This window comes from Rhodococcus sp. IEGM 1372 (assembly GCF_030056835.1).
Lineage (GTDB): Bacteria > Actinomycetota > Actinomycetes > Mycobacteriales > Mycobacteriaceae > Rhodococcoides.
Window position 1 is genome coordinate 1 of sequence record NZ_JASHKS010000065.1, and the last position, 11,757, is coordinate 11,757.

Below are 11,757 nucleotides of genomic sequence, written 5' to 3' on the forward strand. Positions count from 1 at the left end.
ACGAGTGGGGAATTTCGGTGAGCGCGGTTGGGGAATTTCGCTGAGCCTCGTCACTTTAGCGTTTGGGGGAGTCTTTCCAGAGCAGCTTCTTTCCACTCCTTCGAGAACTTGTAATGCCTGTTGTCGGTCCCGCACTTGATCGTTTGATCGTGGGCGTCATCGCCGAGGGCTTTGCCTGCTAAAAGGGCGGCCGCGGTCGGAAGAAGATCTTCAATCTCGACGTCATGGTTTCGCTTACACCGGTCAGGCCATGCATTCAGCGACAGAATCTGAACGGTCTTCTTCCACCCGAAGTCTTCGAGTCGATCAGCAGCCTTCTTACCCATTTCGTCAAAGTCGACAATCGCGATGACCGGAACATCCGTAGCAGACTCGGCGAGCACCGCCTGAAAGACAACTTTTTTTGAACCGTTTGCTGGCAAGAAGTGCAGGCCGTCAATGAGGTCTGATTTCCCGGCCGCTTCAAGTGCATAGCGGAGAAACCTGTCGTCCGTGTAACCTTCAGTGATTACTACCCCGCGAGAACCCTCCGGGATTTTCGTAGCTCGATCCAGAACACGTGCTAACCCAGCATCGCTATAGAGCGAACCGAGGAGCTCAGCTCGATCATCGTCGCCGTTCGCTGATCGTGCGAGGCGAGTGTGTCCCTCCTGGTTCTTCGTGAGCTCAAAAATTCGGTCTTTCCTGTCGCGGGAAATTATGTGTGGCGAATGAGTTGTGACAAGCAAAGTGACTTCTGAGCGATGCGCCAGCTGCTGCAGCTGGGCTCCCAACAGTTCTTGAGCACCGGGGTGAAGGAAGGCTTCCGGTTCCTCCACTGCCAAGACAAGCGACCGTCTGCTTTGATCGGCGAGGTACTGCAGCATAGATACCAGTACCGCCCCTCTCAGTCCAGTGCCTTTGCCCGTGAGCTCAGTGGTAGCTCCGTCACCGAGCTCCACGCCAACTTCCGAGAGTGTCTGCCCAAGGGTTGGAACGGAAGGTACAAGGTTGACTAAGTTGACTTCGGGGAACATTCCGCCGACGTTCGTTTGCACCTGTTCACGCAGCGGTTTCAACAGCTTCCGCTCTAGCCCGTTTAGATAGGTTTGCCGCAACTTATCAATTTCCACCATCTCAGCCGAAAGATGATCGTTGATAACAAGCTGCAAAATCTCCCGGAATTTCCCGCTGAGTACTGATCGTAGATCTTGGCCGCTATGAACGACGCCGAACCTCAGCACCCTCAGGAATTGAGCCTCCAGCTTCGTATGTTCCTCGCTATCGACCGGCATTGACACGGCCCCGAGGCCCTTCGCTTGGTACGACACTTGCCGAGCGCCTGCGGCACCAAAGGCAACCACGCGGTAAACGCAGTCATTCTCGGCGTGAGTGCGACCCTGTTGACTCGTCGTCTTTCCCTGTTTGGCGCGCAACGCAGTTTCGTACTCCAAAGCGCGGGCAATTAGAGTTTTCTCTGGGCTGGATCCATTGGTTTTTTGAAATACCATGACGATTCTAGACTTGGCCCATCCGCCCACGCCCTGAGACGAAGCCGGTCGATCTCGCTCGGGGTCGAAGACCGCGTCAGGATCCATCGCCATCTCGATCGCTGTCAGCAGGTTCGACTTTCCGCAGTTGTTCGGGCCCACAACAAAATTCGTTCCGTCTGTGAGATCAAATTCGTGGTCACCCACGAGGCTGCGGAAGTTACTGATCTTGACATGAGTCAGGCGCATAAAAAACCTTTCACTGAGCGTGGATTCTTTCGACACCACCAGTTCGGACTTGACTTAGTGTCGCTGAGCGACTGGCCGTTTCATAAACCTCGTGCGGTAGAAACAATGATGACATCGCAGCTCAGCAAGCTGCCAACGACTATGGAGAGAAAGATGCGGTCCGGCTAACTGGGGCCGCGCCAAATAGGTTATCTGTGTGTACTTCAATTCACCACCTGCAGTTGACCATTGCTGCGCAGCTGATCAACGTGCTCCCTGATCTTTACCGGGGCGGAACCACCGCGAACCAGGAGCCCGCACTCGAGATTTTTGCCGAGTGCAGCGCCAGTCATGTTCGCGCTTCCGACCAGCGCTGCGGAATCGTCTACGACGAGCAGCTTCGCGTGTAGCGACGCGCCCGCGGGCCTCAAGTTTGCGGGCCAACACAACCGAGTAGCTACCAACCCAGGGAAGGGATGACTGCCCCCTGAAAAGTTGGTGTTGTCGATAGAGCGTTCTACAACCAAGGTAATCGCGACACCCCGACTGGCTGCCTGTTGAAGCGCCGACGCAACACTCGGCTCATTGTGGACCGCGTAGCCGACTATGAGGACATTTTCTGCTGCATTGGCGATTAAATCAATCACCACTGCGGATGTGAGACGGTTTGACGCAGTTTGATCGGGTCCAGTCCAAACCGGGATGACACTGCTTTGCCCGGGATCGTGCTCGACACTTCCAAGGAGAACGCCGGCTGCAAGTGACCGAGTAGCACTGTCCCGCGGTAGCGTATGCAGTTCGTCGCAAGCTTCACGAATGCGCTGTCCTGCTGTTGCCCGGAGTGTATTCAATCCGTGAGGTATCAAGAGCGCGGAAGCGATCCGTCGGATGTCTGCCGGAGGCAAACGTCGGCTCAAGCTGACCGAAAGTGATACAACCTCTGACGCTTCCGTCATCGCAAGAACGCGAGATTGTCGCCAGTTAGTTCGACGACTACCGCTCGGTCCAGCCATCGATTGCCTGTCTCGCAGCTTGTCTCGGACGCAAACAGACACGCGTGGCATGCTGCTGCATGCAGAGTGTCGGATGGATCCTCTGGAACATGTTCCGCGCAAATTGGATCCGAGGAGCATCTCTGGGCATCCACTAAGGCATTGTCCAGCAACCGCTTCAGGTGCTGCGGTTGACCTAACGCAACCAGCCCGCCAAGAGTGCCTTCGCTGTCGCTGGCAGCGGTCGACAACAGGATCCCGGTGGCCGGCTCAGCCGTCGTTCCGACGTATATCCGTTCCCGGATACTTGACGAGCCATATCCACATTCGAGAGCGACCTGACGAATCAATAGATGGCTGAGTGTGTGCAGCAGTAAGAATCGCGGTATAGGCAAGGTGGCGTCGACGGGGCGATCTCGATTCGCAGACCAACGTGCGAACGCATCCTGCATTGCTACGATCCTGGGATGCTCGGACACTTCCCGCTCCCATTGGCGTACTCGAGGTTCGGGTAGTTCGAGGAATATTCCCTCACCACGCTGCTCGAATGCGGGCACCCATTTCGGGCTGTTGGTCCGACTGAGGCTCAGCCGATTTCCGGGATCCAATTCACGGCGGTCCGGTGCAGTGAGCCGGGTGAATCCGACGAGGGCTTGGACCTCTCTGAGGCGACTTACCAAAACGACTTGCTGAAGTAGGTGGTTGTACCCGTCGGGACCACTTATGGGCACCGCTCGAAAGTCGTCGTCTTGTTGCTGGGTCGTGGGGTGTGAAAGCAAGTCCCATTCGGCACGGAGCAAGTCAGTCTGAGGAGGAGCGTCAACAGGCCCTCCGGACGCTCTGAGGGCTTCGATTGCCGACCACACTTCTGATGTCTTCGAGTCTCGAAGCGTACGCAGTGAATCCAACTGTCCAACCAGTAGTCCGACCACAGCCTCGTTTGGCTGCGGACCCAGAATTTCCCAGTTCGCACTGACTATGTCCGCGACTGTCTGGCTCTGCGGTAGGTGTAAGGCACTTGCTGTGATGCTGAACCATAGATTGGATGCACCGAGCACCATAAGTCGTAGATTTCGGCCACACGGCTCGAATTCTTGTAGATGTGGATGACGGCCTCTGCAAGTTGGAAGCGCTTCCCACCCGTCCCGGCCGCTGGCTTGAGAGACGTTGCGCGATGACGAGCATTCGACGCAGGTGATCGTGACTCGCGGCCCCAGGGTGCTGGAACTGTCTCGGAGCACCAACTTTGGCCCACCGCACGGCTCGGACCTACCGCTGTGTACGAAATCGACGTATGGAAAGTCGTCGAGATGCCCCGCATCGCAAGCGACAAGGAATCGTGCAGGAAGACACGCCCGCTTGTTACGTGCGGCCTTCTGCGTCTGCTTTTGGCACGTGGTGTGTACAAACTTTGCAAGGTCGGGTCTTCGGCCGTAACGGTGGACCAGGTCGAACTGGCCAGGTGGGTCCAGCGGTCCGAGCCGGTGACACGCTGGGCAGCGAAGCCAGCGCGGGAAAGGTGACACCGGAACGCCGGTCCGTGTCCACGGGTCGTCGCTGTCTTGAGGATCCCACGGCGCGGTGTGGAGCGCGTTGACCTGCGGGCCCAGGGTGGCGCGGATCTTCTCTAGCAATCGCGGTTCGACGATGGTCTCAGCTCGTTCGAGAGGCCAGCTCTCTGTTCCCTTGACGATCACACTCATGCCCGGTAGGTCGACGATCGCCCCGCTGCCTCCGGTGGTCACCAGATGGCTGGGTCTGGCTCCGCCAATGCGACTGGGCTGACCTTTAGGTCCCGTGACCTTCGAAGATGGAGCAGCTGTGGTCATTACGAATCCTTCAGTGTTCGGTCGTAGGTCCACGCGGGGGCGTCGTCCAGGCTGTTGTCACGCCCATCGAGCTGAAGCAGTACCTCGGGTTCCACTTCACGCAAGCTCATTGGCGCCGTCCAGGTGCCCCAAGCAGACTCGTCAGGTTTGTGGAGCAGTCCGGTGACATCCGCTGCTTGCTCATAACCGAGGGTGCCAGTCGGGAGATGTGTTCGTTGGTGGTGCCACTTGTCGAGCCGGCTCTGCACCAGATCGCGTACTAGCGCCGTTTGTGCGGTGTCGTGGGTAACGCGCTCTGCGCGAGCAGTGAACATCCCCAACACTCGTTTTGCCATAGGCCCCGTGACTGGGACAGTGGCAGCGGCTGTGTTTGCTAGCCATGGTGTGCCTGAATGGCGCAGTGCAGCAGTTAAAACAGCGCTCAGGCCCCGGTCCAAAGCCCGATCGCTGTAAGGAGTTGTGGTCAGGCCCTCAACGCGCATACCGAACGTCGCATGGTCGTATCCGAAGGTCTCGTAGTGAGCCAGGTCGCGAGGGCGGCTCCACTGGTAGAGCGTCACCACGAGGCCCGGTCGACCCGTGTTGCGGCCGACGCGAGAGGTTGCCTGAATGTACTCAGCGGTGCTTTTGGGTTGCCCCGTGACCAGCATGAGTCCCAATCGCTGGACGTCTACACCGACCTGCAGCATCGATGTAGCTAGCAGGACGTCGATTGCCGGGACCCCTCTGTTTCGAATTGCCTCGCTTAGTTGCTCTTTCTCCGCGACAGGTCCGCCGCGGAGGACATCCATCGCGGCGTTCGTGTCGAAACGAGTACTGAATGGTCGCTCTAGGTCGGCAAGAGTGGTCGCAATACGACTGCTCGGCATGCGGCTGGTCAATTCGGTAACCAGGGGACGCCTGCGACGCGTTCCAACGGACTGGGAAGTCAATCTGTCCGCAATGTCGTCCTCCACCAAACGGCGCATGCCCGCCAACTCTCGCGTCGACGTGAAGTAGTCAACAAGAGTCATGTAGGGGTCGGCTGCGTCGCCGTACTTGTCGAACAATCGTTGACTGTGTTCCAAGAGCGCCGCTGCAACCCGAATTTCTATGGCTTTGAATCGTTCACCGGTCGCGCAGATCCCGCGGTAGCGCCGACTTGGGGTAGCAGGACTTGGCGACACAACAGTCGAGAAGAAAGTCTCACCTGCGTCGAGTACCTGTGGCGGAAATATCGACAGGTCGCGCGCGAAGACTTGTTCAACTTGGTCGCGGGCCCGTCGCACGGTTGCGGTCGATGCCACCAGCACCGGCCTAATTGGCTTTCCATTCTCAGTTCTGGTGCACAGCGCATCTATGACAGTCTCGTATAGTCCGACCATCGAACCCAGAGCGTCGGCAATCAGGTGCAACTCATCCTGAATGATGAGGTCCGGTGGGCGCAGCGCCATCACCGGCTGCGCGGTGGTCGACGGCAGCGGTCCAGCTTTCGGATGTCGTCCTGTGCATTTGTCGTTGTCGGGGCTGATGTAACCGTGTCGTGGGCAGCGTTGATTCACCGTGCCGAAAAGTGATGCGGTTGATGCACGCCAGGGGAGCTGTGCGAATTTGTCTACGGTGCCGATCACCAGACTGGGAGTCAGTCGGTAGATCTCTTCGTCGGTGACAAGGACCGGCAAGCCCTCGTCCGGTGAGTTGCGTGGGCTGTAGGCGCAATCACCCTCTGGATCACTGCAAAAGAGCAACACTCTCCTGCGCTTCTCGTGCGCGAGTAGGTCGCGACCCGCAGACAGGCGAGATCCACACCAGGGGCATGAGGCAAGCTGAAGGGGTCCCCCCACCGCGTCATCCTGGCCCTTCGTGTCTTCGATCGCGCGACGAGCCTCGCTGAAGGAGTTCGGTGTCACCGCGCTACCCACCCATAGCCCGATGCGGAACGGGGTCGATCCCCAGCGTGAGTCCCCGGCGGAAACACGTTCGCGGCGTAATATCTCGCAGGCGCAGATGAGTGCCGTAGCACGCTGAAACTGTTGTGCAGTAAGCAGTCTCAGCGTGTAGCGCATCAAGACGGCCACTCCGTCTGTGCCGTCCCTCGCGTCCGAGCCCTTACCGACGACACCTTGGAGGCGGCGGAGCCCCAGCGTGTATGCGGTCAGTCCGAGGTAGGCCTCAGTCTTGCCGCCGCCAGTGGGAAAGAACAGCAGTTGCGCCTCACCGATCTCGTCTCGATGCGCATCGGGGTGGGAAGGATCGGTGAGCCCCGGCAAGCACAGCAGCACGAACGCCAATTGGAAAGGCCGCCAGCTTCGTTGGCGAGGTACATCGAAACGACGAAGTAAATCGCTGACTGTTGCAGTGGGGTCGGCGGTGCGTTCTCGGACCATCTCGCTGCGCACGCGCTGGAGGGCCATCGCCTGATTGGCGAAACGGAACGCCTCCCTGGCGTGGGGATCATCCCGCAGCAAGGTGATCGCCCTGTCGAGACGATCAGCCATGGTGTCTGCGGTGTCCAGCGCGATAGCCCCCGCCGGTCGGTAGCGGCGAATTTCGCTATCGTCGAGTCTCTCTCGCTGGTCGGCCAACCACCGACGGTAACCGGTGGCAAGCGGGCGGAGGGCTCTGTCGAGGTCGTCGCGTGCCAATTCAGGACTGCCCAGACGGGCCATGTCGGCGACCAGGCCGGGCATACTCGCAGGATCCCCCGGGACGGTTAGGGCGACGTCAGCAGCCGGAAAGCTCGTCGTACTGAGCCGCCAGGCGCGCACCTCGCCGTCGCGTACATCAGGGTCGACGGCGCACTGGCGACCGTGTGAGTATTCACGGCGACCCCTATAGAGAAGAGCCAAATGAAGCCGCTCAGCGTCCTGCTTGGCGGGAGGCTCACTCGTGTCGGGGTCGTTATGGGCCAGAAACACTGATGCAAACCCGTCGAGAGCTGTGACCACCAGGCCGACCTGGTAGATCCGTGCCGTGTCGGGGCTGGAGTCGGGGATTCCCTGATCGTTCACCAGGGCCAGATCGACCAGCCGTACCTCTCCGCGGTCCCTCACGGTTGCCCGCAGAACAACTCGCTCTTGGTCTGAATCGATGGGCGTCGGAGCTTGCTCGGCCAAGGTCAGGTCGACCTCTACAGTGCCCCCGCGTGGTGTACGCCGCCACACACGCCGTGGCTTTCCCTGTGCGGTGACATGGACTTCAGACGCGGTTGGTGTGTACGAACCCCAAGATGCAGTGACAACGATCTTTTCCACATCAAGGGGGACTTGAAACGACAATCCGATCGCAGACGCGGCCATGGTTCCAGTGCGAGCGCTTTGCGTGACGGGGACGTCGTCGCCCGGAGATCCTGTCGCGTCCGTGACCTCGTTGTCGACGAGATCGGGGTCAGCGTCGACTGCTGGACCGTCGGCCGAATCTTCTTCGTCGGTGGAGCTGACGGCGGGGGCAGGTTCCGACGGTCGGGTGCGAGGAACCAGTCTGCCGATGAGATAGCGCTCCGCTGGCGGCACTCCCGGAGGGAGTTCTTCCTCATCGCCGTCGCGTGGCCCGAGGAGATCGCGTTCGAGCAATTGTTCCAGCTCGGCGCGGACGTCGTACGAGGATGTGGGGCCTGCAGCTGCAGTGTCAATGCTCATCTCTGGTCACGCTACTAGCTGACACCGACCGGAACGGTTTGAATCGCTGCGGAATCCTGAACGCCGAGCAACCCGGTCGTGGGGTTCTGACATTAGAGAGGTTCAGGCCTAGGAGTGCGTCGTCTCCCGCTGGGTTCGACCAGTTGCCGGACAAGCCCGCTTTTCAAGCAGATGACATCGTTTTCGGCTCAGGCAAGGGCTTGAGCCACTGCTACCACTCCAGCTCGACGATGGTTTTCCTCAAGAAGAAGGTCGAGCAATTCAAATCGCGCTCGGGGAGACACGGTCCAACGAATGCCAATTTTTGTGGGGTGATGTCCAATCTCGAGGTCGATATCCCACCCGTACGACGCCATGACCGCACGGTCGATCTCGGAATGTATTTCGCGGAGATCAAGTACTGCTGGATCGTGGTCCGAAGGGTCGTGCACGTGGTTATAGGTCGTTGTCAAGCCCCATCCGCGTCCAAGCATGAGGGTCCTCCTCTCGGAATCGAGGCGTTTGCCAAGCAAGCTGAGCGCTGGAGTCACCGAGGGGAGTGGGAATGAAGCGAATACATCAGTGTGAGCGTAACTGATGTCTACCCGCATAGTAGCCGCGTAGCGAACTGACCATATGAAATGAAACGACGACGACATCGCTGCCTGAAATGCATAGTCCTCTGTGGCGAATATAACTGCTTTCTGATCAAAAACTTGCCTTGCCGATACTCGCACTGGCTGGAGGGCATTGCTGGTCTGCGCCATTGCGAGAACCAGTTCTAGGGGGGCTATTGCTGCTTCAAGGCCAATCCGGTATTGCCAAAATTTCCACCACTCGTTGACCATCCTTGGATAGCGCTGACGATCTTGCTTATTCCGAGCGGGTCTCACTTCTCTTTCCACGATATCGATAAGCTCTGAAAATTTTCTGGCTTCCTCAAATGTTCTTTCCTCAAAGCTTATAATCCAACGGCTGGCGGTGCAGTCTGGAGTTTGATTTAGGTCTTTTCCATTTATGTACGGCTTTAGAATTATACGGCTCTCGGGATTTTGCTCAAGTAAGTCTCGTGCGGCGGACGGCGACATTGTGAAACCAACTCCAAGAACATTGTGACCCTGGAATGCGAGGGATTCGTTAGAGGTAAGTTTTTGAGGGCGTCCCGATACTCGGCCCTGTAGCTCAAGATCGGCTCCGATAAATGGAACAGACTCGCCTGCCAGCTCTCGGAGGCCAGCGGGGGAGACCGGAGCGCGGCTTGCCCACAGGTCAATAATTTCGAGATTCGCGCTAGTGCTTGGCCATGGGTGGCTGGGGTTCCCGCGACGAAACGTGAAGCCACGCGTGGCGATTTCCGACAGCCCAATTTCAAGGGAATCGCCCTGCACTAGCGTATTTGTGGTGATATACCCAAGTTGCCCCTGGCTATTTAGCAAAGCGGACGCGCGGAGGACGAAACGCGCAGCGAGGTCCCCGTTTCCTCGCTTTCCTTGACCGTCCCAATGCTGAAGAAAGGCGGCGTAGTCGAGTCCTAGCATGCCGCTGATTTTCTTCCCCCCAAGAAAGGGTGGATTTCCGACTATTGCGTCAAAACCTGGGGAGGTTGTGTCTGCAAAAACTTCCGGAAATTCTAAAGGCCACTGAAGAGGACGACGAACGCACGCGCCGTGCGGGCGACCGCCCTGCACGGCGGCAATCTGTCCTCTGAGATTTTCTGTCCAGTTTGGAGCGGCGGCCTCAACTGTCATGGCAAACGAAGCAAACGCAATGTCGATCTTCTTTGAGGTTTTTAATTCCGCGGCACGTAGACCCACCCCGACTAATGCGTCGGCGAGGGCATGGAGATTTCGGGTGGTGTGGCGCGCTTTTGCGAGGAGCCCTAGCTTGGTCTGCACATCGCGGCCGGTGGTGACGGGGTGAGCGGTGATCATGCGCCGAAGATCAGCGGCCGTTCTAAGCTCGTCCTCACGTAAAAGAGTGTCGAATGTCGCAACATTTCTTGGCGAAAGATGGAGGTGCTCAAGTTGGGTGAGGCTAGTAATGCCGAGCAGGCTGTCCCCCACCACAAAGCGATCGTCTAGAAATCCAAATGGGCGTTCGCGATCCATCGTCACAATCCACAGGGACAGCTTTGCCATTTCGACTGCGAGAGGATTGATGTCGACGCCGTACAAACAGCGGTCGGCGACTCTACGTCGGGCATCGAGGGACAACTGCTCTACCTCCGCGTCAGCTGAGAATCGTCCCTGTTTCGAATGACGAGCGGTCAAGACGGCATCTGGTCGACCTTCTTCCTGCCAGGCGTCGATGAGTCGGTCCGCAAGGTAGCGGCATGCTGCGACGAGAAAGGCACCCGACCCCATTGCTATGTCCGCGACCCGAAGGTCAAGAATCTCCGTGGACGGGCGAATCTTCCACGAGTTGCGGTCTGCCGTCTCAAGGGGCCCGGGTCGGTAGACTAAGGGCTCGAGAGCATTGTCGGCGACTTCCTCTGCCAATACCCGAGGCGTGTAGTGAGCCCCGGTCGACGCGCGTCGAGTAGACGGCGCGATGAATCGACGTCCCTTGGTGATGACCGCCGGCCTTCCGAGGGAGTCCCAACGCAATACCGGGGCGACCGGAAGTACCTTGTCCGCAAGGTCGCCACCGACATGGCGTCGGAGGGCGTCCAATTCGTGTTGAGCGAGCGCAGAAGCAAGGTCGTTCTCTAGGCGGCTCTCGCTCCGGCCGGTCCTGGCTTTCAGTTCTGCAGCCAATTTCGGCGGAGTCTGTAAAAGCCATTTCTGCAATTCGGACAGCCGAAGCTCGCTGGGTTCCTTACCCTTCGGCCAGTCTTTAGACCGGATCAACTGAAGTATCGGTTCGGGGGCGGTTCTCACCTCCAGCTCCAGGAGCCCTTCGTAGACGTATCCAATCTGCTCGACGTCCAGCGCGCGGAAAGTCAATCTACGTCGCTCACCGCCCACCTCGACGTATTGGACGGCACGAAGCAGCCGCAGCACTGTGGCGTCGTCGACCGCCGGCGGGAGGCTCTCTGCACCTTCGATTCCTGTGCGTCCCTCCAACCAAGGAAAGCGGGAGGGGTCGAACAAGGCACCGCCATACGCGGGAAGTCTGAGATCTTCGTGCGCGACGCCTGCGTGCAGGGCTCGGCTAGTGGCGAGCAATCTATGCCATGCACCGGTACGGTGCTCTAACGTCTGCGCACCGGAGAGGGATTCGACAGCTTCGAGTTGTTCTACCAGGCGGCTCGCGCTGTACGCGGCTACATAAATGTCGTCATCACTTGGCAGTAGTCGTCGCTCCTCCGCGAAAAGGAGAAACACGACCCGCATCATGACCGTGACTACACCGTCATATAGGTCATCATCATCGACTCCCTGAAGGACCCCCGATTCTGAATCGAGACGGTCCAGCGTCTCGAGCAGCAGCTCGACGGCGTCCCGAACTTGAAGGCCGAGAGTCTCGGTGACCTGTTCCTGCGCCTCGAGGCTCTCCGCGAACAGCTCGGGCAAGGTGTCGTCATCAGCGACTGCGAGAAATCTGGACCGTTGCAGTAGCGCCACGAAGGCAGCGAACGATTCCGGTGGGACTGCCCCGGCTTTGGTTGACATCTGATCTGTGAGGATCGCTCCTCACGGTG

At 58.7% G+C, this 11,757-nt stretch carries 5 protein-coding genes; all 5 read right to left on the reverse strand.

Features of this window, described 5'->3' with window-relative positions; genetic code table 11:
* Positions 1-50 precede the first annotated feature (50 nt).
* A complete protein-coding gene (locus QM590_RS25095; RefSeq protein WP_269596803.1) occupies positions 51-1,757 on the reverse strand; it encodes an ATP-dependent nuclease in 1,707 nt (568 codons plus the stop codon).
* A 164-nt stretch (positions 1,758-1,921) separates the two neighbouring features.
* Positions 1,922-2,761: a DISARM system phospholipase D-like protein DrmC gene (gene drmC / locus QM590_RS26020; RefSeq protein ID WP_411741388.1), complete on the reverse strand. Its 840-nt coding sequence runs from the start codon at positions 2,759-2,761 to the stop codon at positions 1,922-1,924.
* Complete coding sequence (drmB, locus tag QM590_RS26025; protein WP_411741389.1) at positions 2,650-4,518, reverse strand: DrmB family protein; 1,869 nt, start codon at positions 4,516-4,518, stop codon at positions 2,650-2,652. Before drmB ends, drmC begins: the two co-directional genes overlap by 112 nt.
* Positions 4,518-8,135: a DISARM system helicase DrmA gene (gene drmA, locus QM590_RS25105; RefSeq protein ID WP_269596801.1), complete on the reverse strand. Its 3,618-nt coding sequence runs from the start codon at positions 8,133-8,135 to the stop codon at positions 4,518-4,520. Before drmA ends, drmB begins: the two co-directional genes overlap by 1 nt.
* 188 nt (positions 8,136-8,323) lie before the next feature.
* On the reverse strand, positions 8,324-11,728 hold the full coding sequence (locus QM590_RS25110; RefSeq protein WP_269596800.1) for an Eco57I restriction-modification methylase domain-containing protein: 3,405 nt from the start codon (positions 11,726-11,728) through the stop codon (positions 8,324-8,326).
* Between the last annotated feature and the right edge of the window lie 29 nt (positions 11,729-11,757).

Bases quoted from the DNA above. Each gene is read 5' to 3' on its own strand.
- drmC (WP_411741388.1), bottom strand. From the start codon at position 2,761: ATGCCACGCGTGTCTGTTTGCGTCCGAGACAAGCTGCGAGACAGGCAA.
- drmB (WP_411741389.1), bottom strand. From the start codon at position 4,518: ATGACCACAGCTGCTCCATCTTCGAAGGTCACGGGACCTAAAGGTCAG.
- drmA (WP_269596801.1), bottom strand. From the start codon at position 8,135: ATGAGCATTGACACTGCAGCTGCAGGCCCCACATCCTCGTACGACGTC.
- QM590_RS25110 (WP_269596800.1), bottom strand. From the start codon at position 11,728: ATGTCAACCAAAGCCGGGGCAGTCCCACCGGAATCGTTCGCTGCCTTC.